This window comes from Streptomyces manipurensis, assembly GCF_049570255.1.
Lineage (GTDB): Bacteria > Actinomycetota > Actinomycetes > Streptomycetales > Streptomycetaceae > Streptomyces > Streptomyces manipurensis.
In genome coordinates, this window is record NZ_CP186950.1 from 6,276,408 (window position 1) to 6,299,058 (window position 22,651).

A 22,651-nucleotide genomic window follows, 5' to 3' on the forward strand; every position below is an offset into this window, starting at 1 on the left:
CCTGGGCGTGACCCCGTGCGACCCGGTGCGTTCCGCCCCGGTCGGCTCCGTGCCGGCCGGGGCGGACCCGTGTCCGGCCGGCGGCGGACCCGTAACGGGATCAGTGGGCCTCGGCGTGGTGGTCCACCAGGCGGGTCAGCAGCCGTACGAACTGCTCCCGCTCGGCGGGGCTCAGCGGGGCGAGCAGCTCCTCGTGCAGCTCGTCCAGGACCTTGTCCAGGCGGCGCAGCCGACGGCTTCCCGAGGCGGAGATCGTGATGGTGTTGCGGCGCTGGTCGGCGGGGTCCGGGGCCCGGACGACGAGGCCCCGCTCGGCCAGTTCGTTGAGCACGCCGACCATGTCGCTGGGGTAGATCCCGGTGCGCCTGCTGAGCTCGGCCTGGCTGGCGGGCCCGAGGTCCTCGAGCGAGGCGAGCACGGCGTAGTGCCACTTGCGGGCGTCCGCCCGGGCCAGCCCCTCGCCGACCAGCCGGTCCGACCGCGTCGACAGCTGCGACACCAGCCGGCTGGCCCGGTGCCGCAGCCGGTCGGGGGTCCCGGGGGCCGCGTCGTCGGGCGTGTGCGCTGCTTCGGGACCGGTCATGGCGCCGATCGTACCCCCGTGCCGCCGGGCCCCGTCCGGTGGATCGGGGCCCGGTCGGGCGGGGTTCAGAGGTGGTGGATCCGCTCCTGTTCGAAGGCCAGCGGGGACCGCCCCGCCGCCAGGATCCGCAGCCCCGGAGCCGTGGCCAGCAGTCTGCGCAGCCAGGCCAGGGCATCCGGGCCGAGCTGGTCCACGCCGTCCAGGACGAGCAGCATGTCCCGTTCGGCGAGCCAGGAGGCGGCGTTCACCGTGCCGCCGGGTGCGGCGGGGGCCGAGGGGGCCCCGGGTGCGCGGCCCAGCTCCGCCGTCAGCTCGCGCACGCCGTAGCCGCCGTGCAGCGGGTCCAGGGCGACGACGGAGACACCGTCGTAGAAGTTGGACGCCAGCCGTCGGGCGATCTCCCGCACCAGCAGGCTCCGCGGTTCGCGGAAGCCGCCCGCCACGGTCAGGACGCGCCCCCGGCGGACGGCGGTGAGCAGCCGTGACATCTCGGCGGACGTCGCCGGCAGCCTGCCGGTCGTCCCTCCGGTCGTCCCTGATTCCCTCATCGGCACGATGCCCCCCAACGCATGCGTGACCACGTGCGGCACCAGGGATCTTTCGAGCCGCGTGACGTCGATTATGCGCCACGTGCGCCCCAAGGCTAGGGGAATGTCGCATTCCGATACGGGCTTTCACGAGCGCCCAGGTCAGACGGGTACGCGGCCCGGCGCACGGAGCGCCGCCCCGAGTCGTCGCCACCGCGCGCGACGACGGTGGTACAGCGGTGCGGGTGTCCCTCCGCGCCGGGGAACTCCGAGCCCTCCCGCGTAGTTTCGGTCGCCCGTGTGCTGTACGTACCCGGGGCCCGGCCCTGGGAACGGTTGTCCGGAAGCCGGTAATGGGCTCTACTGCTGTCCACCCCCACCGGGGGCATATTCGCGGGAGGGGCAGGCATGACAGCGGACCGGGGAACGGACCGGCGAGCACGGCGGCGCGGCGCGCATGGGCACCGGGCGGCGGGGCCCGTGTCCCACCGGAGGCGGCCGGCCTTCCGGGGGCGCAGGTCCCTGCTGACCCTGCTCCTCTCCGGCTTCCTCCTCGTCGGGGTCTGCGCGGCCACCGGCATCGCCTGGGACCCCCTCGACGGCGCCTCGGCGCAGGCGGGCCCGGCGGCCGGGGCCGACGCGCCGCAGCCCCCCGGCCCGGGCGCGACGGACGGGCCCGCCACCCCGTCCCCCGCACAGAGCGAGCACAGACCCTCGCCCACCGGGGACCCGGCCGCCGGGGACGACGCCGGGAGCGGCACGGACACCGCGGCCCAACGCCCCACCGGGGCCCTCCCCTTCGACCTGCCCGCGGCCCCGGCCCTGCGCTCCGGCGACGCCGGCAAGAAGCTCGTCTTCGCCCACTACTTCACCCCGTACCCGCTCTCCCTCGACAACGCGCCCGCGGACAACGACTACTACGCCCGCAACTACCTGCGCCCCGAAGGCGAGAACGGCAAACACGGCAGGTACGGCGGCCTGCTGCGGGACCGCCCGCTGCCCGTGACCCCCAAGAGCGGCGACTGGGAGTACGCCAACCTCCAGCAGGAGGTCCGCACCGCCCGCGCGGCCGGCATCGACGGCTTCACCCTCGACCTCCTCTCCCTCTCCGGCCGCAACTGGGACCGCTCCAACCTGCTCATGGCGGCGGCCCGTTCGGTCGACCCGGCCTTCAAGATCATGCTGATGCCGGACATGACCTCGCTGAAGACCGACGACCCCAAGGTGCTCGCCGAGGCCATCGCCGTGCTCGCCGACGCGTCCGCCGCCCACCGGCTCCCCGACGGCCGCCTCGTCGTCTCGCCCTTCAAGGCGGAGGAGAAGAGCGTCGCCTGGTGGACCGAGATGATCCGCGTCCTCAAGGCCGACCACGGCATCCGCACCGCCTTCGTGCCGCTCTTCCTCGACTTCGGCGCGCACAGCGGCGACTTCGCCCCCATCAGCCACGGGTTCTCCGAGTGGGGCAGCCGCAGCTACGTGGGCCAGGAGAGCTCCACCCGCGACGTCGAGCGGGCCCACGGCATGGGGAAGATCTGGATGCAGCCCGTGTCCGTCCAGGACGCCCGCCCCAACCAGGGCATCTACGACGAGGCCGGCAACACCGCGACCCTGCGCGCCACGTGGACGCGGGCCATCGAGGACGGCGCCGACTGGGTGCAGCTCACCACCTGGAACGACTACTCGGAAGGCAGCCAGTTCGCGCCGTCCCTGCACAACGGCCATGCCTACCTGGACCTCACCTCCTACTACCTGACCCGCTTCAAGACGGGCAGCTGGCCGAAGATCGTGCGGGACACCCTCTACCTCACCGCGCGCACCCAGTTCGCGGGCGCCGACCCGACCGGTGACCAGTCGCTGCTGATGTCCCTGCGCAAGGGCAGCGCCCCGTCCCGGGACACCGTGGAGGTGCTCAGCTTCCTCACCGGGCCCGCGGTCGTGCGCACGACGGTCGGCACCGCCCGCGCGGACCACGAGACGGCGGCGGGCGTGCACTCCCGGCTGCTGCCGCTGAGGACGGGCACGAGCTCGGCGCACGTGGTCCGCGACGGCAGGACGTCGGCCGAGGTGGACCTGCCCCGCCGGGTCGAGCACACGGCCGAGGTCCAGGACCTCCAGTACCAGGCGGCGACGAGCGGCCGCTAGACCGGCACGGGCGGGCGGCCCGCCCCCGGGATCAGGGGGCGGGCCGGTACACGTACCCGGTCAGGGGCGAGAGGACCTTCCACCCGAGCGCCTCGTAGAGCGCCCGGCCCGGGACCGTCGCCCCGAGGGCCCCGGTGGAGACCCCGCGGGCGAGGGCGGCGTCGGTGAGGGCGCCCATCACCACCGTCCCGAGGCCTCGGCGGCGGTGCGTCGGCTCGGTGACCACCTGGTCGAACACGCAGGCGTCGCCGGCGGTCCCCGTCCGGCCGTACGCGGCGGTCTCCCCGGCGGTGTCCAGCACGCGCACGTGGGTGACCCCGCCGGACTCCTCCACGGTCACCGCGTATCCGTCCGGCGGTCGCACCCGCGCCGGACGCAGGTCGACGGCCATCAGGAAGCAGGCCTCCGTCGGCTCCCACGCGGACGAGAACCAGGGATCCGTGTCGGCCGCGGGGAGGAAGGCCTTGACGCAGGTGGTCCGCTCGCCGATCGAGCCGACCAGCCCCCGCGCGGCCTCCGCGTCCGCGCCGAGCAGTACGTGACGGACCCTCTGGGCGGGGTGGCCGACGTCGATCCGCAGACCCCAGGGCACCTCCACCGGTTCCGGCGCCTCGCGGGCCACCGCCCACCCCTCGACCCACGACCGTGCGGTCTCCACCGTTCAGCCCCCCCCAGGACGCGTCCGTCGTCACCGCACTGTACGACGGGGTCCCGCCGGGGCGGTCTTCCGGCCGGCCGCGGGCCGGGGGATGATCCGGTCGACAGCCGCGCCGCACCCCGGAGGTCCCATGACCACGACGAATCGTTCCGCCGGAACGTCCGACGAGCCGTCCGCCGAGCAGTCCACCGAAACGCCCGCCGAGCCGTCCACCGGGCAGCCGTCCGCCTTCCCCGGCGGACCGGCCCTCTTCCGGCTCGACCCGGAGGTCTCCCACCTCAACCACGGCTCCTTCGGCGCCGTCCCCCTGCCCGTGCAGGAAGCCCAGGCCGCCCTGCGCGCCGAGGCCCACGCCGACCCCGACGACTTCTTCATCGCCGTCCCGGAACGCCTCGCCCGGGCCCGCGCCCGGATCGCCGCCCACCTGCGCGCCGACCCCGACGGCATCGCCTTCATCTCCAACGCCACCGAGGGGGCCAACCTCGCCCTCGACGCCGTCCCGCTCGGCGACGGCGACGAGATCCTGGTCACCGACCACGGCTACGGCACCGTCGTCGCGGCCGCCGCCCGCCGCGCCCCGGTGACCACCGTCGCGCTGGACCCCGCCCTGCCCGACGAGGACGCCGTCCGCGAAACCGTCCTGGCCGCGCTGACCCCCCGTACCCGGGTCGCCGTCCTCGACCACGTCAGCTCGCCCACCGCACGGGTCATCGCCTCGCCCCGGCTGCTCGCCGACCTCCGCGAGCGCGGCGTCACCACCGTCGTCGACGGCGCCCACGCCCCCGGCATGCTCGCCGACCCCCTCGCGGGAGGCGCCGACTTCTGGTTCGGCAACCTCCACAAGTGGGGCTACGCGCCCTCCGGCACGGCCGTCCTCGCCGTCGCCCCTCAGCACCGCCACCGCGTACGCGCCCTCGTCCCCTCCTGGGAGGACGGGCACGGGTTCCCGCGCTCCGTGGAGAACCGGGCCACCGCCGACTACACCGGCTGGCTCGCCGCGCCCGAGGGCCTGGACCTCATCGAACGCCTGGACGCCGCCAAGGTCCGCGCCCACAACAGCGCCCTCGCCGCCCACGGGGCCGCACTCCTGGCCGGGATCCCCGGGATCACGCGCCTTCCGCACACCGAAGGCCTCGCCATGCGCACCCTGCGGCTGCCGCCCGGCATCGCCGAGACCCACGAACGGGCCTCCGCGCTGCGCGAGGAGATCGCCGCCCGGCACCGCATCCGGGTGCTGGTCTGGCCCTGGCCGGGCGGCGGAGGCATCCGGGTGTGCGGCCAGATCTACAACCGCGCCGAGGAGTACGCCCGCCTCGCCGCCGTCCTGCCCGCCCACCTCGGCTGACGGGCACCCGGCGGTCCGGGCACCCAGGTTTGGGCGTCCGGTGCTGCGGGCGTCCTGCCGTCCAGAGGTCCGGGCGGCCGCCTCAGCCGCGCCGCAGCAGGTACGTGTCCATGATCCAGCCCTTGCGGGCGCGCGCCTCGGTCCGCAGCTCCTCGATCCGCTCCGACACCTCCGCCAGCTTCCCCTGCACCAGGATCTCGTCCGGGGTGCCCACGTAGGCCCCCCAGTAGATGTACAGGTCCTGGTCCAGGTGGGCGGTGAAGGCGTGCCGCGCGTCCAGCATCACCACCACGTCGTCCACGTCCTGCGGCCAGCCCTCGGCCAGCCGGCGACCGGTGGTGATCTGGACGGGCCGCCCGACCCGGTTCAGGTTGGTCCGGTGCCGCGCCAGCAGCGCCGAGATGCTGCTGATGCCAGGCACCACCTCGTGCTCGAAGGCCACCCGGCCCCGCTCCAGCACCTCGTCGAGGATCGCCAGCGTGGAGTCGTAGAGCGAGGGATCGCCCCACACCAGGAAGGCACCCGTCTCGCCGTCCGCCAGGTCCTCCGCCACGAACCGCTCGAAGATCTCGGCCCGCGCGCTGCGCCAGCCGTCCACCGTCGGGGCGTAGTCGGCCGGCGTACGGTCCCGGTCCGGGTCGCGGCCCTCGACCAGCCGGTGTCCGGGCCGGGCGTGCGCGTCGAGCATCGCCCGCCGCAGCCCGGTCAGATCCGCCTTCTCCTCGCCCTTCTCCAGGATGAGGAATGCGTCCGCCGCGCCGATCGCCCTGACCGCCTGGAGGGTCAGGTGGTCCGGGTCGCCCGCGCCTATGCCGATCACTGAGAACTTCTTCACCCGGCTATTGTGCCCATCATGCGTGCCGCCCTGTTCGTCACCTGCGTCAACGACGCGTTGTACCCGCGGACCGGCATCGCCGCCGTACGCCTCCTGGAGCGCCTCGGCGTCGACGTGGACTTCCCGGCGGCCCAGACCTGCTGCGGCCAGCCGCAGTACAACACCGGCTACCGGCACGAGGCGGAACCGCTCCTGCTGCGCACCGCCGCCGCCTTCGAGGGCCACCGCTACGTGGTCACCCCCTCCGGCTCCTGCACCGCCATGATCCGCGAGCACTACCCGCGGATGGGCCGGCAGGCGCAGCGGGAGGGGCGCGGCCCCCGGGCGGCGGACGCGGCGCGCTCCCTCGCGCCGCGCGTGTACGAGCTCACCGAGTTCCTGGTCGACGTGCTCGGGGTGACCGACGTCGGCGCGTACTTCCCGCACACCGTCACCTACCACCCCTCCTGCCACGGCCTGCGCGGCCTCGGACTGGGGGACCGGCCCCGGCGCCTGCTCGCCGCGGTCAGGGGCCTGGAACTCGTCGAGCTGCCGGGGGCCGAGGAGTGCTGCGGCTTCGGCGGCACCTTCGCCGTCAAGAACCCGGACGTCTCGGCCGCCATGGGCGCCGACAAGATCGCCGCCGCGGCCGGCACCGGCGCCGGCGTGCTGTGCGGCGCGGACAACTCCTGCCTCGCCCACCTCGACGGCCTCCTGCGCCGCGCGGACGCCCCGCTGACCACCCTCCACCTCGCCGAGATCCTGGCCGCCACCGAGGAGGAACCACTGCCATGACCGCCACCCACCTCGGCATGCCCGCCTTCCCCGAAGCCGCCCGCGAGGCCGTCCGGGACGGCGCCCTGCGCGCCAACCTCCGGCACGCCACGCACACCATCCGCGGCAAGCGGGCCCGGGCCGCCGCCGAACTGGCGGACTGGGACCGGCTGCGCGCCGCCGGAAAGGCCGTCAAGGACCACACCCTGCGCCACCTCGACCACTACCTCCTGCAGCTGGAGGAGGCGGTGACGGCCGCCGGCGGCACCGTCCACTGGGCCGTCGACGCCGAGGAGGCCAACCGGATCGTCACCGGCCTCGTCCGCGCCACCGGCGAACGCGAGGTCGTCAAGGTCAAGTCGATGGCCACCCAGGAGATCGGACTCAACGAGGCCCTGGAGGCCGCCGGGATCGCCGCCTACGAGACCGACCTCGCCGAACTCATCGTGCAGCTCGGCCGCGACCGCCCCTCCCACATCCTCGTACCCGCCATCCACCGCAACCGGGCCGAGATCCGCGAGATCTTCCGCACCGAGATGGGCCGTTGGGGCCGTCCGGCGCCCGACCCCCTCGGCGACGACCCGAGGGAACTGGCCGAGGCGGCCCGCCTGCACCTGCGCGAGAAGTTCCTGCGCGCCAAGGTCGCCGTCTCCGGCGCCAACTTCATGGTCGCCGAGACCGGCACCCTCGTCGTCCTGGAGTCCGAGGGCAACGGCCGCATGTGCCTGACCCTCCCCGAGACCCTGATCTCCGTCGTCGGCATCGAGAAGGTCGTCCCCACCTTCCGCGACCTGGAGATCTTCCTCCAGACCCTGCCGCGCTCCTCGACGGCCGAGCGGATGAACCCGTACACGACGATGTGGACCGGGCTGGGCCCTTCACGCGGGGCCGACGGCGACGGACCCGCCGCCTTCCACCTCGTCCTCCTCGACAACGGCCGCACCGACACCCTCGCCGACGAGACCGGCCGCCAGGCACTGCGCTGCATCCGCTGCTCCGCCTGCCTCAACGTCTGCCCCGTCTACGAACGCGCCGGGGGCCACGCCTACGGGTCCGTCTACCCCGGCCCCATCGGCGCCGTCCTCAGCCCCCAACTGCGCGGCACGGAGAGCGAGATCGACGCCTCCCTGCCCTACGCCTCCACCCTGTGCGGCGCCTGCTACGAGGTCTGCCCGGTCGCCATCGACATCCCCGAGATCCTCGTCCACCTCCGGGAACGGGTGGCCCAGGGCGGCCCGGTCACCCGCGACGGCGTCCGGGTACGGCTGCGCCCCGCGCACGGGCACACCGCCGAACGCGCCGCGATGCGCGCCGCACGGCTGCTCCTGGACCGCCCGCAGGCGCTGCGCGCCGGTGAACGGCTGCTGGCCCGGGCCCGCCGGCTGGCCCCGCGCCGGCTGCCCGGCCCCGGCCGGGCCTGGACCGACGCGCGCGACCTGCCCGCCGTACCCGCCGAGTCCTTCCGCGACTGGTGGAACCGAGAACGAGGAGGCCCGCGGTGAGCAGCAAGGACCGCATCCTGGCCCGCATCCGCCGGGCGGTGCCGCAGACCGGGCCTGGCCCCGCGCGTCCCGGCCCGGCGGCCGACGCGGCCGGGATCCCCCGCGACTACCTCCACGTCCACGCGGCGCGCACCCCCGGCGAACGCGCCGACCTGCTCGCCGCGAACCTGGCCGAGTACCGCGCCCGGGTCCACCGCACGGACCCGGACGGCCTTCGGGACCTGCTCGCCCGCCTCCTGGCGGACGCCCGGACGGTCCAGGTCCCGCCGGACCTCGGCTTCGACTGGCAGGCGCCGCCCGGCACCACGACCGTGCCCGACGAGGCCGCCCGGACACCGCGGGACCTCGACCGGGTCGACGCCGTGATCACCGGCTGCGCCCTCGCGATCGCCGAGACCGGCACCATCGTCCTGGACGGGGGACCGAGCCAGGGACGCCGGCGCATCACCCTCGTCCCCGACCATCACGTCTGCCTCGTCCGGGTGCCCGACCAGGTCGTGGACTCCGTCCCCCAGGCCCTCCGGCTCCTCGACCCGACCCGCCCGCTCACCTGGATCTCGGGCCCCTCGGCGACCAGCGACATCGAACTGGACCGGGTCGAGGGCGTCCACGGACCCCGCCGGCTCGACGTCGTCCTCGTGGCCCCCGCCGGGGAGCGGACCGCGGACCACCGCACAATGGAGGGCATGTCATCGCACATCGCCCTCACCGCCCTCCTGGTCGACGACTACGACGAGGCCATCGACTTCTACACGCGCGCCCTCGGCTTCGACCTCGTGGAGGACACCGCCCGCCCGGACGGCTCCCGCTGGGTGGTGGTCCGCCCCGCCGGCGCCACCGAGTCCGCGCTGCTGCTGGCCCGCGCCAAGGACGACGCCCAGCGCGCCCGGTTCGGGGACCAGACCGGAGGCCGCGTCGGCTTCTTCCTCCACACCGACGACTTCGCCCGCGACCACGCCCGGATGACCGCCGAGGGCGTCCGCTTCATGGAGGAGCCCCGCCACGAGGCCTACGGCTCCGTCGCCGTGTTCGAGGACCTCTACGGCAACCGCTGGGACCTGCTCCAGCCGGCCGGCGCCTGAGCCGTCCTACCCCGCCGCGCCCAGCCGCGGCGCCTCCCGCACGGCGTCGACGGCCGGGCCGCCGCCCTCCACCCGGGCCGCCAGCTCCCTGGCCCACCGCACCAGGCCCGGCACGTCGATCCCGTACGCCGCGCCCTGCGGCCCGGCGCCCTCCTCGATCCCGGCGGCCCCGCGCCGCAGCAGCCGGGCCCCGCCGACGGCATTGCCGCGCGCGGCGTGGGTCAGCCCGACGGCGAGCTGCGCGAGCCCCCGCCACAGCGGGGCCGCGGCCCGGGGCCCCGACTTCCACGCGTCCTCGAACACCTCGTGCGCGTGGAACGGCATCCCCGCGTCCAGCAGCCGCTGCGCCTCCCGCACGGTCTCCGCGGGCGAGCGCACCACCCCCTCGGGCTGCCGCTCCACCCCGGGCGCCCCGTAGGCCAGCGGCCGCCCCAGCCCGTCCCGCGGCCGGGCACTGCGCGCCCGCCCTCCGCCGTCCCGATCCCGTCCGTCCACACCCCCATCCTGCCCTGCGGCGATTACCGGTGCATGAACACCCCTCGGCGTGGGGTAATGTTCTGCATGTGCCGCCGAGCGCGGGGAAACCCCAGGTCGCAGGCACAACGGGACGTGGCGCAGCTTGGTAGCGCACTTGACTGGGGGTCAAGGGGTCGCAGGTTCAAATCCTGTCGTCCCGACTCGTGAGAGTCGTCACCCGAGGGGCCGCTCCGGAGCAATCCGGAGCGGCCCCTCGGGCGTTCCCGGCGGGTGTCAGGCGATGTGTTCGATCCGGTCCCCGTTGAGGAGGTACAGCGGCAGGTGCGGCTGTTCCAGGGGGAACGGGAAGCCGTTGCCGTGGGCCAGGGAGGCCATCGCGAGCGGGCCGAGGGCCACGCGGGAGCGGGCCGGGCCCGGTTCGCCCCAGTAGCCGCCGTGGTCCGCGAGGGCGTCGTGCAGGGCGGAGGCGAAGGCCTCGTGGTCGGCCGTGACCAGGCGGTGGAAGAGGGCGACCGGGTGGTAGTCGATCCGGTTCACGTAGTCCGACGGCGCCCGGGTCACCGCCTCGGGCATGGACGTTTTGATGGTGGCCAGCAGCTTCGGGACGACGTCGTCGATGGAGTGCTCGCGGGAGAAGTAGGTCTGCAGGGTATCGATCCAGTGCAGGACGTACTCGTCGGCCGAGTCGTCCTCGCGGAGCCTCGACAGCGGTACGCGGCACAGCCGTTCGGTCCGCTCCCACTGGCGGCAGACGATCGCGAGGTAGAGGGCGTCGAGCCAGGCCCGGGCGTCGGCCGGGGGTTCGGCGGCCATGGCCGGCAGCGGCAGCACCAGGTCCTCGCCGAGGTAGCAGTCCTGCGGCCGCTCCGACCCGGTGAACAGGGTGCTGCCGACCCGCAGCGCGGTCTCCCAGGCCTCCCAGACGGCGATGCCCGACGCCTTGGTGTCGTCGGCGCACCGGACGTGGGCGAGGGCGACGGCCGAGGCGAAGGCGTCGGCCAGGCCCGAGGGTTCCTGCGCGAGGCCGCGCAGGGCCTGCGCCGTGGCGGCCGTGAGGGTGTCGGAGTCCGGTGTGGCGGAGGCGGCGGCCGTGGCGATCCGGCCGGCGCGGTCCAGCCGGACCAGGCCCTTCATCAGGCCGAGCAGCCGCGGCGGGGGCTGCAGGGAGAAGGTCCGGGTCTCCTCGTCGATGACGGTGAGCGAGGTCAGCGAGCCCTCGTGCCACCAGTAGACCCGCGGGGACAGCTCGCCCGGCCCGTCCTCGTACGCGCGGAGGGCGTACTCGGCCAGCCCGTTGAGGGCGTCCACCACGGATCCGTCCGTGATGGGGTGGAATGCGAGCAGGTGGCGGTTGGGGACGATGACGAGTGCGCCCGCACCGGGCAGTGACTCTCCGGTCACCTGCAGGGCCACTTCGGCGAGGAACAGGGCCTTGCTCGCGATGAACGGGGAGTCGCCGTGGAGGGAATGCAGACGGGCGCGGCCGCCGAGGGACACCTCCTCGTGCTTGACGGGTATCCGCATCAGATTTGCGTGTGCGGCCCGTCCCAGCTCCTCGACCCCGGCGAGCTCGACGTCCCGGTCGGTCAGGATGCGCACGCTGGTGGGGCCGTCGAGCGCGAAGGCGTACACGAGGCCGTCGGCCACCACGCGCGCGTACGTCATCGAGGGCGCGAGCTCCTGGCCGATGGCCCCGACGGGCAGCAGCCGGGCGTGCGTTCCGTGCAGCAGGGCGGCGGCGGACTCGTCGCCGCGGCTCGCCCCGCGGAGGTTCGCGAAATGGGCCGCGACCAGCTCGGGCCACTGCGCTTCGGGGCTCTGGCGGCAGGTGTGCGCGAGGTTGTGGAGGGAGAATCGGACGCCGTCCTGCGCGTAGGGCGCGGAGAGCGTGCGCAGGTAGGTCGCCTGACGGTCCGTCAACATCGGGAGGTCGGAGGAGTCGAATGAGTCCATGCTGTTCATTCGTTCGACTCTACGGCGTACGGGGCGTGTTGGGGCCCGTGCCCGGCCGCGTGGCGCGCCGCCGGTGCCGGGGCGGCCCGTTCGCAGACGTACACGTACGGCCCGGGGCAGGGTGGGCTGCGCCGGCCGCCTCTCGGCTCGCTGGAGAAGGGGTGGAGTCACAAGATCGGGCCTTGCCGGTCACCCGTCGGCCGACGACAGTGGGGGGTCTTCGCGGGACCGCCGGTGAGGACCGGACCGCACGCGGAGGACGGAGCTTTCCGAACGAAGGGACAGCGGGACACCCATGAACGCCAGCGCACACATCGAGGCCGTCTTCGCAGAGACCCGCCGGCGCAACCCGGCCGAGCCGGAGTTCCACCAGGCGGTCGCCGAGGTACTGGAATCCCTCGGCCCCGTCTTCGAACGCCACCCCGAGTATGCCGACACCGGCATCCTGGAGCGGCTGTGCGAGCCGGAACGGCAGCTGATCTTCCGGGTCCCGTGGGTGGACGACGGCGGCGCCGTGCGGGTGAACCGCGGCTTCCGGGTGGAGTTCAACAGCGCGCTCGGCCCGTACAAGGGCGGACTGCGCTTCCATCCGAGCGTCAACCTCGGCATCGTGAAGTTCCTCGGGTTCGAGCAGATCTTCAAGAACGCGCTGACGGGCATGGCGATCGGTGGCGGCAAGGGCGGCGCCGACTTCGACCCCAAGGGCCGCTCGGACGGCGAGATCATGCGGTTCTGCCAGTCCTTCATGACGGAGCTGCACCGCTACCTCGGTGAGCACACCGACGTGCCGGCCGGCGACATCGGCGTGGGCGGGCGCGAGATCGGCTACCTCTTCGGCCAGTACAAGCGGATCACCAACCGCTACGAGTCCGGCGTCCTGACCGGGAAGCCGGTCGGCTGGGGTGGCTCGCACGTCCGTACCGAGGCCACCGGCTACGGCGCGGTGTACTTCGCCCACGAGATGCTCGCCACGCGGGGCGAGGGCTTCGACGGGCGGCGGGTCGTGGTCTCCGGCTCGGGGAACGTGGCCGTGTACGCGGTCGAGAAGGTGCACGCCCTCGGCGGCCGGGTCGTGGCGTGCAGCGACTCCTCCGGCTACCTCGTGGACGAGGACGGCATCGACCTGGAGCTGCTGAAGGAGGTCAAGGAGGTGCGCCGCGAGCGGATCTCCGCCTACACCGAGGCACGGCCCGGCGCGAGCTTCTCCGCGCGCGGCACCGTCTACAACGTCCCCTGCGACATCGCCCTGCCCTGTGCGACCCAGAACGAGCTGGACCGCGAGGACGCGGTGGCCCTGGTCAAGCACGGGGTCCGGGCGGTCGCCGAGGGCGCGAACATGCCCTGCACCCCGGCGGCGGTGCAGATCTTCCGGGACGCGGGCGTGCTCTTCGGCCCCGGCAAGGCCGCGAACGCCGGAGGCGTGGCCACCTCCGCCCTGGAGATGCAGCAGAACGCGGCCCGCGACAGCTGGACCTTCGAGCAGACCGAGACCCGCCTCGCGGCGATCATGCGCGACGTCCACGCCCAGTGCCGTGACACGGCGGCGACGTACGGCGGCAACGCCGACGACTACGTGCTCGGCGCCAACGTGGCCGGCTTCCTGCGCGTCGCCCGCGCGATGACGGCGCAGGGCGTCATCTGACCCGTCCCCGTCTCCCGTCCCCCGCCACCGGGCCGCGGCGGCGCCCCACCGTCGGGTGAGCCGGGCCGCCGTGCGGCCCGGCCCGGTCGGCGGGGTGATCCGCAGCACCCGCAACCGGCGACCGGCCTCTGCTCCGATACGATGTTCGATCCGCAGCTACTGCCTCGAAGCGACATCACATCGGTTGAAAAATTGATATCCAACGAATCGCGGATGAACTCGCGAACAAGCGGCCGGGACGTCCTCGCCGCCCTGCGCCGGCCACGCGTCCTGCTCTGGGCCGCGGTCGGCGCGGTGGCCCTCGGCTTCCTCGTCGCCCTGGAGATCGCCGCGCGCCACTACGGCGTGCGGGGACCGCTGACCAACCAGGTGCGCGAGGTGGTCTTCGCCCCCAAGTCGGGCCCCCTGCTGTACGCGGGCATGGCGCTGATGCTGGTGGTGCTCACCTGGCGGCAGCGGTTCGTCGCCATCGGGGCCGCGATCGGCATCGACCTCGTCTTCTGGCTCGTGCGGTGGCTGACCGACGCCCCGATGATGGCCGGCAACGGCGCGCTGTGGGTGCTCCTCGCGCACGGCGTCATCGCGTTCACCCACCGCACCGGCCGGGAACGGGTCCTGCTGCTGAAGGGCGTCGGCCTGGGCCTGCTGCTGGTGGCGGGCCGCAAGACCGGTGACATCTGGCTGCTGATCACCATGAAGACCCAGCCGTTCGTGCTCGACCAGTACGTGGCGGCCGCCGACCACGCGCTCGGCAGCCCGTCGCTGCTGATCGGCCGCCTGGTCGGGGCCACCGGCCCGGTCGGCGCCCACGTCCTCGACTGGGTCTACGTACAGCTCGGCGTGGCCGCGGTCGCCGTCGCGCTCTACCAGCTGCGCACCGTGGTGACCGAGCGCCGCTTCCCCTCCCACCACATCGTGCGCACCTTCCTCGTCATCGGCCTGCTGGGGCCGGCGATCTACATGGTGTTCCCGGTGGTCGGGCCCGTCTACGCCTACGGGGCCGAGGGCGGCCAGTGGGCGCTGGCGCATCTGTGGCCGCAGACCGCGCCGACGATCACCGACCCGCAGCCGTTCCTCTTCGACGAGATCACCCCGCGCAACTGCATGCCCAGCCTGCACACCGCCTGGGCCACCGCGATCTTCATCCACTCCCGCAAGGGCCCCCTGGCGCTCCGGCTCGCAGGAACGTTCTGGCTGATCGCGACCCTCGGGGCCACCCTGGGCTTCGGCTACCACTACGGTGCGGACATCGTCGCCGGTGTGGTCTTCACGCTCACGATCGAGACGGCACTGCGCTCGCTCGCCCGCGGCTGGGACCGCCAGGGCGCCCGGCTGACCGCCTACGGCGCCGCCGTCTTCGCAGCGCTGCTGCTCGCGTACCGCTTCCTGTCCGTGGAAATGTCCGAAAATCCGTGGGTCTTCGGGCCCCTGGTGATGCTGTCGATGATCTCGGTCGTCTACGCGTACGTGCGGACCACCAGGCAGTGGGACCGGAGCGCCGCGCCGGTGCGCCTGCCGGAACCCCGCCGGGAACAGCAGCCCGAACTGGTCTGATCCCGTCACGCCCGGCCCCCGGCCGGGCGTGACGGGCGCATCCGCGGGGCCCCTGCCCGTAGCGCGACGGCGCTGCCGGGGGAAAAATGGGAGCCGGCCACGGACGTGTTGGGGGCGGCATGCCGGCGTTGCTGTTATGGCGAAACGATCCTGTACGGGGCGCTGCCGCCCGGTCCGGAGGCCGGCCCGCGGCGGCCGTCATCGGCGCCGCGGTCCTCGCGTCGGCCCTGGCCCTGGCCTTCCTCTGGGCCGGCGGAGCGGGTTCCGGCGGCGCACGGGCCGCCGGGATCGCGGGCGGAGCCACCGTTCTCACCGCGCTTCTCGGCCTCGCCGCCCGGCTGCTGCGGCCGCGGGGCACCGCGCACCGCGGCGCACCCGGCTCCGGCCGAGGTCCCGGCTCCCGCTCGGACGCGGGCCGAGGTCCCGGATCCGGCTCCGGCGCGGACGGGCTGCTGCGCACCCCCGGAGGCCGCATCCCCCCGCTGCGCCGGGTGGACCGCCCCGAGCAGGCCGGCGTCCACCCCGCCGGCGCGGGCCGGTCCGGCGAACCGGCTCCCGCGTACGTACGCCGCGACGCCGAACCCCGGCTGCGCGAGGCCCTCGGGCGCTCCGGATTCGTGCTGCTGGTCGGGGAGTCCACCGCCGGCACGTCCCGGCTGGCGTACGAGGTGGCCCGCTCGCTCTACCCCCGGCACGCCTTCGTCCGCCCCCTCACCCGGGCCGCGCTCCCGGCGGCCCTGCGCGCCGCCGCGCGGCGGCGCCGGTCCGTGCTGTGGCTGGACGACCTGGACGACTTCCTCGGCGCGGGCGGTCTGACCGCCGCCATGCTGGCCGGGGTGGCCGCGGCGCCGGGCCGCCGGATCGTGCTGGCCACCCTGCGCACGCAGGAGTTCCGGCGTTTCCACGCCCGCGAGAAGGGCCGGCTCACCGGCTCCGACCGGGACGCCTGGCGCATCCAACGCGAGGTCCTGGAACGTGCCGAGGTGGTCCGGCTGGCCCTGCAGTGGTCCGCCGCCGAACGCCACCGGGCCGCCGCCGCCCAGCCGTACGACCCGCGCATCGGGGAGGCGCTGCTCGCCGGAGAGGGATTCGGGGTGGCGGAGGTCCTCGCCGCCGGACCGGAACGGCTCGCCGCCTGGCAGGCGGCCGGGGCCCCCGGCGCCCACCCGCGTGGCGCGGCCGTGGTCAGCGCCGCCGTGGACTGCCGGCGGGCGGGGCTGCGCGGGCCGGTGGGCGAGGACCTGCTGCGCGCACTGCACCGGCCCTACCTCCCCGGGCAGGGCGCCGACCCTCTGCCGGAACCTTTCTCCGACGCCCTGGACTGGGCCGTCCACGCGGCACCCGCCGCCGACCCGCCTTCCCCCGCCGGTCACCCGGCTGCCACGGGTCACTCGGCTGCCGCCGGTCGCCCCGCGGCCCGCCCGGCCCCCGCACCGGCTCCGTCCCCCGGCGGGCTGCTGGCCGGGGACCGCGCCCGGGGGTACACCGCCTTCGGCTACCTGCTCACCGCGCCGGGCGCGGAACCGGTCCCGGACCACCTGTGGCGCACCCTGCTCACCCGGGTGACGGCCGAGCAGGCCTACGACCTCGGCCTCCTCGCGCACCAGGAGGGCCACCCCCGCCGGGCCGCCGAGGCGCTGACCCGGGCCGCCCTCGGGCGGGTGCCCGGAGCCGACTTCCTGCTCGCCCTCGCGCTCGGCGACGCGGGGCGCCCGTACCGTGCCGCGGCCGACCTCACCGGGATCCTCCGGAGGCGCGAGGACCGGCTCGGCCCCCGCCACCCCGACACCCTGGCCGCCCGGCACCAGCTGGCCTTCTTCACCGGAGAGGCCGGCAATCCGCACGCCGCCGCGGCCCGCTTCGCGGCCCTCGCCGTCGACGCCGCGTCCGTGCTGGGGCCGGACCACCCCGACACCCTGGCCGCCCGCCACGCCCTCGCCCACTCCACCGGGGAGGCCGGCGCCCCCGCCGAAGCGGCCCGGCAGCTGGCCCGGCTGCTCACCGACCGGCTGCGGGCGCAGCACCCGGACGACCCCCCGGTACTGGCCACGCGCCGCGGCCTGCTCTGGTACCGCGCCGACGACCCGGCCCGCGCCGCAGCGCAGTGGGCCGAGCTCCTCGCCGACACGCTGCGCTGCCTCGGCCCCGACGACCCGCACACCCTGGCCGTCCGCGGCAGCCGGGCCGCCCTCGCGGCCCGGGCGGGCCGCCCCGACGAGGCCGCGGCCGCCTGGGAGTCGGTGACCGCCGACCGCGCCCGGGTCATGGGCCCCGCCCACCCGCACACGGTCCACGCCCGGCTGGAGTGGGCCCGGGCCCTGGCCGGCTCCGGCCGTCCCGGCCCGGCGTGCGCCCTGCTGACCCGTACCCTCGGCGACGCGGGGACCCTGTTGGAGCCTGGCCACCGGCATCTGCGCCGGGCCCGCGAGTTGCTGGCCGAACTCCCTCCGGGGTGACCGGCCGGGGGCGGGGCCGCACGACGGCGCCCGCCCCCGGCCGGGGGTTCAGGCCGTGGCCGGCTCCGTGCGCTCCGCGGCGGCGGGCGGTGCGAGGCGGCCGCCGCGGTGCAGGGCGAGGACCGCGGCGCCGCACAGCACCCCGAGCGCGAGCAGGGACAGCCACGGCAGCGCCGACAGCCCCGCGGACCGGGCCGCGTCCAGGGCGGCGCCGGTCAGCAGGTTGCCGAGGGTGATCCCGATTCCGCAGACCGTGTTGTAGAGCCCGTAGTGGGTGGCCACGAGGCGGTCCCCGGAGAGACGGACGACGGTGTCCATCTCGAACGGGTAGGCGATCATCGTGCCGACCGCCAGCAGCAGCGCGGCCAGCACCGGCGGTCCGGCGGCCAGCGCCCACCGCCCCGGTCCGTCCTCCGGCACGGTGACGGCCGTCGCGAGGACCAGCGGCACGAAGGCACCGCCCATGACCAGCACCCCCCGGGCCAGTGCGGTGCCCGGGGACATCCGCGCCCGGCACCAGGCGGTGACCCGCGTCTGGAACAACACGGTGCTCAGCCCCGACACCGCGAACAACGTCGCCGTCGCCGCTCCGGTGAAGTCCCCGTCGCCGCCGAGGCGCCGGATCTCCAGCGGCAGAGCCAGGTACACCTGGAAGGACAGCACGTACGACCCGGTCATGGCGGCGGAGAACAGCAGGAACGGCCGGTTCGTGAGGACCGTCCGCCACTGGGCCCGTACCGTCCCGTGCCCGTTGCCCCGGCCCGACGCCGTCGCGCCACCCGCGGCCTTCGCCCCGCCGGCCGCCGGTTCTCCGCTTGCGGCCCGGCGGGCGGGCAGCAGGCGCAGCTGTACGAGGCTCAGCACGGCGAAGACCCCGGCCGCGGTGAGGCAGGTCAGGCGGAAGTCGACCCCCGTGAGGACCATGCCGACCAGCGGGCCGAGCAGGATCCCGGCCTGGTAGAAGACGTTGAACAGGGCGAACGCCTCCACCCGGCGCTCGCCCGCGTCCGCCGCCAGGTAGGCACGGGTGGCCGGGTTGAACAGGGCGCCCGCCAGGCCGGTGGCGGCCGACGCCGCCAGCAGCGCGGGCACCGAGCCGACCAGCCCGAGCGCGGCGAAGCCGACGACGCGCAGCAGCATGCCCGCGACGATCATCGGCTTGTAGCCCAGCCGGTCGGCGAGGGTGCCGCCGATCAGGAACATGCCCTGCTGGCTGAAGTTGCGCACGCCCAGGACGAGGCCGACCACCCAGGCGGCCAGCCCCAGCGACCCGGACAGGTGGGCGGCGAGGTAGGGCATGAGCATGTAGAAGCCCAGGTTGATGGTGAACTGGTTCACCATCAGGAGGCGGACGCTCGCGGGATGGGAGCGGAAGGCCGTGAGGGTGCCCTTCACCGGTCGCGCCCCTCCGCCCCGCGGGACCGGCCCGAGTCCGGGTCCGAGTCCGAATCCCGGGCCGTGTCCCGGGCCGGGGCCAGCGGGTCGACGACCGCGCCGCACCGGGTCCAGCGGGTGACCTCCTTCTCGTCGACGCGCCCGACCACGTCCGGTTCGGCCGCCGGCGGGCCGTCCAGCAGACCGTGGGCCGCGCAGTAGTCGTCGTCGTAGACCGTGCCCAGGTACCGCTGCGGGCCGTCCGGGAACACCGCGGCGATCCGGGTGTCGGCCGGCCTGGTGCGGGCCAGCCAGCCCGCGACCAGGGCGACGGCGCCGACGCTCCAGCCGCCGGTGGCGTAGTGCGAGGCCGCCAGTCGGCGGCAGGCCCACACCGCCTCGGACGGAGCCACCCAGTGCACCTCGCCGAAGCTCCCGTACGCGACGTTGCGGGGGTAGATGCTCGACCCGAGACCGCGCATCAGCCGGGGCCGGGCGGGCTGGCCGAAGATGGTCGAACCGATGGTGTCCACCCCCACCAGCTCCAGCCCCGGGTAGAGCTGCCGCAGGACCCGTGACAGGCCCGCCGAGTGCCCGCCGGTGCCGACGCTGCACACCAGGACGTCGATGTGGCGCAGCGCGGTGGCCAGTTCGAGGGCCAGCGGGGTGTACGCGGCCGTGTTGTCGGGGTTGTTGTACTGGTCGGGGCACCAGGAGCCCGGATGGCGGTCCGTCAGCAGCCGTACGCGTTCCCGGCGGGCCTCCTGCCACCCGCCGGACGGATGCGGCTCGGAGACGACGTCGACCTGCGCGCCGTGGGCGGTGAGCAGCCGCGTCATGGACGGTTCGAGACCCGGGTCGGTGACCAGGGTGACGGGGTGCCCGTAGACCATCCCGGCCAGCGCCAGGCCCAGGCCGAGGGTGCCGCTGGTGGACTCGATGATCCGCGCGCCGGGCCGCAGCGCGCCGCGGGTACGGGCCCGTTCGACCATGTGCAGGCCCGGACGGTCCTTGATGCCCCCGGGGTTGAAGCCCTCCAGCTTGGCCCAGAAGCCGCGCCCCTCGGGAGCGAAGGGCGCGGAGACGCGCAGCAGCGGGGTGTTGCCGACGAGCCCCGACAGGGCGGCGCCGGGGGCGGGCGGGACGGTCTGAGTGGACGGAGAGGACATGTTCCTCGGCTCTCGTTCGTAGACGGCTGTGTCCGTGCGCATCTCGCCGGCCGCCGCCGGGCGGGGGTTCCCGCGTACGGCGGCGTACGGCGGCGGCCCCGGGGGTCGGGCCGCACGAAGGGCGTCTAGATCCGCCAGCAGCAGAGGTCGGTCCGTGTGCCGCGACTGCTCCGGGCCGCCGGCGGCGATGCCGTGCGGCGGTGCGGGAACCGGCCCGGGAGGACCGCGGCGGACAGCGCGAGCGCGAGCAGCGGGGGGAGGGCGGCGGTGCGCTGCGCCGGGGCCTCCTGCAGGGCCCTCGGAAAGGCGTGCAGGAGGCAGTGGTCCTCGGGGTGGGGGACCCCGGACGGAGCGTGCGCGGAGGGGTCGTGGGGCCGGTGGGCCGCGGAGTGCGCGGACAGCGCCGAGGGGGAGGCGGACGCCGCCGGGCGGGCGTCGTGGAAGAGGCAGCCGAGCACCGTCGCGGTGAAGGCGAGCAGCGCGAGCAGCGCGAGCGGGGCGGGCGACCGCCGCACGCGTGCGGGCACGCGCCGGCGGGGGACGGCGGACGGGCGGAACGGCACGGATCCTCCGTGGAGGTGCTTCGGATCGCGCGGGGACGGGGCGGCGGGGTGGCGCCGCGGGACGAACGGAGTGTTCCGCCGATGCCGCGGACTCCCCAGGGCGCACACCCGCAGAACACCCGGGACGGGTGAACGGGCATGGGCCGTGCGGGGGTCCGGCGCCGGGCGGCCGGCGGACAGACCCTAGATCCGGAGCACTCCGGGGGCGGAACAGGGGGGCGCGCCCGGCGCGGGCGGACCCGGGCGCGGCGCGGCGGAGACGGCCGTCGGCAGGGCCGGGGCCGTCCGGCGTATGCCGGTCTGCGGGCCGCTCGCGGGCGCGGCGGCGAGGTCGGGCCGTCCGGGCGTGCAGTGCGGGGCGGGATGTGACGAGCTGTCCGCGTCGGACGTCCGCGGCTCGGCGGCGTGGGCCACGGCGGGCTGCAGCGCAGCCCGCACGGCGGCGGCGGAATGGTGCGCGGCGCCCTCGCCGCCGGCGCCGTGCACCGGCAGCAGCCCGAGGAGCAGCAGGACCGGCCAGAGCAGGGCCGCCACGATCCGGCGCCGCCGGATCCGTGGCGCGCCGTACGACGACCGGGCCGTGATCATGCCGTGATCCTAGACCCGGCTCCGCGGCCCCCGGCAGCCCCGCCCGCCGGATTGGCGCAAAACGGGCCGCTCTCGCCCCGGCGGCAGGGGGACCCGCCGGAGGGTGGCGGGGGACGGGTGTCGGCGGGCGGACCGTACGATGGGGCCGTGACCACCCACTGCGCCCGGACGTACTGCAGCCCCTCGGGGCGTGGGTCCGTGCTGCTGGTGTTGCTGGTGCTGGCCGGGATCCTCGGCATGCACGCGCTGGGTCCCGCTCCCGCGGTCGCGCCGACCGGGCAGGGGCACCACGCGGCCGCCGGGGCGCACGGGACGGCCGCCGGCGCTTCCGCCGCCGTGCGGGCGGGCGACTGTTCGCACTCCGAGGACGGTACGGGCCACCTCTCGCACGCCGACGCGACCTGCGCCGCGGCCGGTGTGGCCGCCGCGTACGCGCCGCCCGCGCTCACCGAAGCCCTCGCAGGCCTCGCGCCGTCCTCCGCGACGGCCCCCGGCGCTCCGGCCTCGGTGGCCCGCGGCCGGGCCCCGCCCGATCTGGCCGAACTCCAACTCCTGCGGATCTAGAGCGACCCGCGCCGCCGACCCCGGTCGGCCGCGCCCCGGGCCACCTCGACATCCGTACCTCCCGCATGCCCGCAACCGGGCTGCGGATCAAGGAGCAGCACCACCATGACCGGTACCACCATGACCAGCACGCCCTCCCGTTCCCGTTCCGTCCTGCGGCACTGCGCCGCCGTCGCCGCGGCGGGAGCCGCGTCCCTCCTGCTGGTTGCCTGCGGCGGCAGCGGCGCCGACAGCACCGGCAGCGGGCACGGCGCTCACGCGAAGCCGTCCTCCGTCCCCGCCACGCCGGGTCAGCACAACGCGGCCGACGCCGCGTTCGCCCAGGGGATGATCCCCCACCACCGCCAGGCCGTGGAGATGGCGGAACTGGCGTCCACCCGGGCCGGATCGGCCGAGGTGAAGAAGCTCGCCGAGGAGATCCGGAAGGCCCAGGACCCCGAGATCCGGACGCTGTCCGGATGGCTCACGGCCTGGGGTGAGCCGGTGCCCGCGGAAGGCTCCGGGGACCACTCCACGCACGGCGCCGGCGCCGCGGGGATGATGAGCGCCCAGGAGATGGACGGGCTGAAGGCCGCCTCGGGCGGGGCCTTCGACACCGCCTTCATGGAGCTGATGATCAAGCACCACGAGGGTGCGGTCGCGATGGCCAGGACCGAACAGGCACAGGGCTCCTTCCCGGCGGCCCGGACCATGGCGGAGACGATCGTGTCCACGCAGTCCGCCGAGATCGCGCACATGAACAAGCTCCTCGGCCGAAGCTGACCGACCCGGGCCCGGGGCCGGGCGCCGGGGCAGGGTGCACGCGCACCCCGCCCGGCGCCCGGCGGCGGAAAACCCGTGGACCGTCCCGGCGCCCGTACGGGACACTCCGATCCCTGCCCACC

19 protein-coding genes, 1 tRNA gene and 2 pseudogenes are annotated in these 22,651 nt (G+C 75.1%); 12 read left to right on the top strand and 10 right to left on the bottom strand.

The features are described 5' to 3' along the window. Positions 1 to 100 precede the first annotated feature (100 nt). Together ACPU2J_RS28565 and ACPU2J_RS28570 are read right to left on the bottom strand one after the other, a co-directional pair. Positions 101 to 583: a MarR family winged helix-turn-helix transcriptional regulator gene (locus ACPU2J_RS28565; protein WP_423834296.1), complete on the bottom strand. Its 483-nt coding sequence runs from the start codon at positions 581 to 583 to the stop codon at positions 101 to 103. Between the two features lie 65 nt (positions 584 to 648). Beyond that, positions 649 to 1,131 (bottom strand): hypothetical protein, encoded by a 483-nt coding sequence (locus ACPU2J_RS28570; protein ID WP_365487903.1) that lies wholly within the window; start codon positions 1,129 to 1,131, stop codon positions 649 to 651. 459 nt (positions 1,132 to 1,590) lie between these two features. On the opposite strand from ACPU2J_RS28570, the gene ACPU2J_RS28575 reads away from it, so the two are divergent. Then, a complete protein-coding gene (locus ACPU2J_RS28575) occupies positions 1,591 to 3,252 on the top strand; it encodes a glycoside hydrolase family 71 protein (RefSeq protein WP_420078998.1) in 1,662 nt (553 codons plus the stop codon). A 31-nt stretch (positions 3,253 to 3,283) separates the two neighbouring features. Here the strand turns inward: ACPU2J_RS28575 and ACPU2J_RS28580 are convergent, their stop codons facing one another. Beyond that, on the bottom strand, positions 3,284 to 3,910 hold the full coding sequence (locus ACPU2J_RS28580; protein ID WP_423834298.1) for a GNAT family N-acetyltransferase: 627 nt from the start codon (positions 3,908 to 3,910) through the stop codon (positions 3,284 to 3,286). Between the two features lie 130 nt (positions 3,911 to 4,040). On the opposite strand from ACPU2J_RS28580, the gene ACPU2J_RS28585 reads away from it, so the two are divergent. Next, the gene (locus ACPU2J_RS28585; protein WP_423834299.1) at positions 4,041 to 5,255 is read left to right on the top strand and encodes an aminotransferase class V-fold PLP-dependent enzyme; all 1,215 of its coding nucleotides are present in this window, start codon (positions 4,041 to 4,043) and stop codon (positions 5,253 to 5,255) included. 82 nt (positions 5,256 to 5,337) lie between these two features. Here the strand turns inward: ACPU2J_RS28585 and cobF are convergent, their stop codons facing one another. Next, positions 5,338 to 6,090 carry a precorrin-6A synthase (deacetylating) gene (gene cobF, locus ACPU2J_RS28590; RefSeq protein ID WP_365070746.1) on the bottom strand — a complete coding sequence of 251 codons (753 nt, stop codon included), beginning with the start codon at positions 6,088 to 6,090 and terminating at the stop codon, positions 5,338 to 5,340. 18 nt (positions 6,091 to 6,108) lie between these two features. Between cobF and ACPU2J_RS28595 the strand changes: the two genes are divergently transcribed. From ACPU2J_RS28595 to ACPU2J_RS28610, 4 genes and pseudogenes are all read left to right on the top strand, one after another. Beyond that, positions 6,109 to 6,864, top strand: a complete 756-nt coding sequence (locus ACPU2J_RS28595) for a (Fe-S)-binding protein (RefSeq protein ID WP_420078995.1) — start codon at positions 6,109 to 6,111, stop codon at positions 6,862 to 6,864. Then, positions 6,861 to 8,345 (top strand): lactate utilization protein B, encoded by a 1,485-nt coding sequence (locus ACPU2J_RS28600; protein ID WP_420078994.1) that lies wholly within the window; start codon positions 6,861 to 6,863, stop codon positions 8,343 to 8,345. The genes ACPU2J_RS28595 and ACPU2J_RS28600 overlap by 4 nt, the downstream gene beginning before the upstream one ends. Further along, a pseudogene (locus ACPU2J_RS28605) lies at positions 8,342 to 8,992 on the top strand (LutC/YkgG family protein); the annotation flags it as partial. The gene ACPU2J_RS28600 and the pseudogene ACPU2J_RS28605, both read left to right, overlap by 4 nt. A 63-nt stretch (positions 8,993 to 9,055) precedes the next feature. Beyond that, positions 9,056 to 9,427 (top strand): annotated as a pseudogene (locus ACPU2J_RS28610) (VOC family protein); the annotation flags it as partial. Between the two features lie 6 nt (positions 9,428 to 9,433). Here the strand turns inward: ACPU2J_RS28610 and ACPU2J_RS28615 are convergent. Then, positions 9,434 to 9,922, bottom strand: a complete 489-nt coding sequence (locus ACPU2J_RS28615; RefSeq protein ID WP_420078993.1) for a DUF309 domain-containing protein — start codon at positions 9,920 to 9,922, stop codon at positions 9,434 to 9,436. 108 nt (positions 9,923 to 10,030) lie between these two features. On the opposite strand from ACPU2J_RS28615, the gene ACPU2J_RS28620 reads away from it, so the two are divergent. Next, positions 10,031 to 10,104 (top strand) — tRNA-Pro (locus tag ACPU2J_RS28620). Positions 10,105 to 10,177: 73 nt separating this feature from the next. Here ACPU2J_RS28620 and ACPU2J_RS28625 read toward each other — a convergent pair. Beyond that, positions 10,178 to 11,866, bottom strand: coding sequence for an immunity 49 family protein (locus ACPU2J_RS28625; RefSeq protein WP_423834300.1), 1,689 nt, complete (start codon positions 11,864 to 11,866; stop codon positions 10,178 to 10,180). Positions 11,867 to 12,152: 286 nt separating this feature from the next. Between ACPU2J_RS28625 and gdhA the strand changes: the two genes are divergently transcribed. The 3 genes from gdhA to ACPU2J_RS28640 all read left to right on the top strand — a co-directional run bounded on the left by gdhA (position 12,153) and on the right by ACPU2J_RS28640 (position 17,509). Further along, on the top strand, positions 12,153 to 13,499 hold the full coding sequence (gdhA, locus tag ACPU2J_RS28630; protein WP_423834301.1) for an NADP-specific glutamate dehydrogenase: 1,347 nt from the start codon (positions 12,153 to 12,155) through the stop codon (positions 13,497 to 13,499). A gap of 213 nt (positions 13,500 to 13,712) precedes the next feature. After that, on the top strand, positions 13,713 to 15,053 hold the full coding sequence (locus tag ACPU2J_RS28635; protein ID WP_420078990.1) for a phosphatase PAP2 family protein: 1,341 nt from the start codon (positions 13,713 to 13,715) through the stop codon (positions 15,051 to 15,053). A gap of 128 nt (positions 15,054 to 15,181) precedes the next feature. Further along, complete coding sequence (locus ACPU2J_RS28640) at positions 15,182 to 17,509, top strand: tetratricopeptide repeat protein (RefSeq protein ID WP_423834302.1); 2,328 nt, start codon at positions 15,182 to 15,184, stop codon at positions 17,507 to 17,509. A gap of 48 nt (positions 17,510 to 17,557) precedes the next feature. Here ACPU2J_RS28640 and ACPU2J_RS28645 read toward each other — a convergent pair whose 3' ends face one another. From ACPU2J_RS28645 to ACPU2J_RS28660, 4 genes are all read right to left on the bottom strand, one after another. Then, complete coding sequence (locus tag ACPU2J_RS28645; RefSeq protein WP_420078988.1) at positions 17,558 to 18,904, bottom strand: MFS transporter; 1,347 nt, start codon at positions 18,902 to 18,904, stop codon at positions 17,558 to 17,560. Next, positions 18,901 to 20,052 (bottom strand): PLP-dependent cysteine synthase family protein, encoded by a 1,152-nt coding sequence (locus tag ACPU2J_RS28650; protein ID WP_423834303.1) that lies wholly within the window; start codon positions 20,050 to 20,052, stop codon positions 18,901 to 18,903. Before ACPU2J_RS28650 ends, ACPU2J_RS28645 begins: the two co-directional genes overlap by 4 nt. Before the next feature lie 125 nt (positions 20,053 to 20,177). Beyond that, positions 20,178 to 20,615, bottom strand: a complete 438-nt coding sequence (locus ACPU2J_RS28655) for a hypothetical protein (protein ID WP_420078986.1) — start codon at positions 20,613 to 20,615, stop codon at positions 20,178 to 20,180. Between the two features lie 183 nt (positions 20,616 to 20,798). Continuing rightward, a complete protein-coding gene (locus ACPU2J_RS28660) occupies positions 20,799 to 21,203 on the bottom strand; it encodes a hypothetical protein (RefSeq protein WP_423834304.1) in 405 nt (134 codons plus the stop codon). 147 nt (positions 21,204 to 21,350) lie between these two features. On the opposite strand from ACPU2J_RS28660, the gene ACPU2J_RS28665 reads away from it, so the two are divergent. Together ACPU2J_RS28665 and ACPU2J_RS28670 are read left to right on the top strand one after the other, a co-directional pair. Next, positions 21,351 to 21,767, top strand: a complete 417-nt coding sequence (locus ACPU2J_RS28665) for a DUF6153 family protein (protein ID WP_423834305.1) — start codon at positions 21,351 to 21,353, stop codon at positions 21,765 to 21,767. A gap of 105 nt (positions 21,768 to 21,872) precedes the next feature. Continuing rightward, a complete protein-coding gene (locus ACPU2J_RS28670; protein ID WP_423834306.1) occupies positions 21,873 to 22,529 on the top strand; it encodes a DUF305 domain-containing protein in 657 nt (218 codons plus the stop codon). The last annotated feature ends 122 nt before the right edge of the window (positions 22,530 to 22,651 follow it).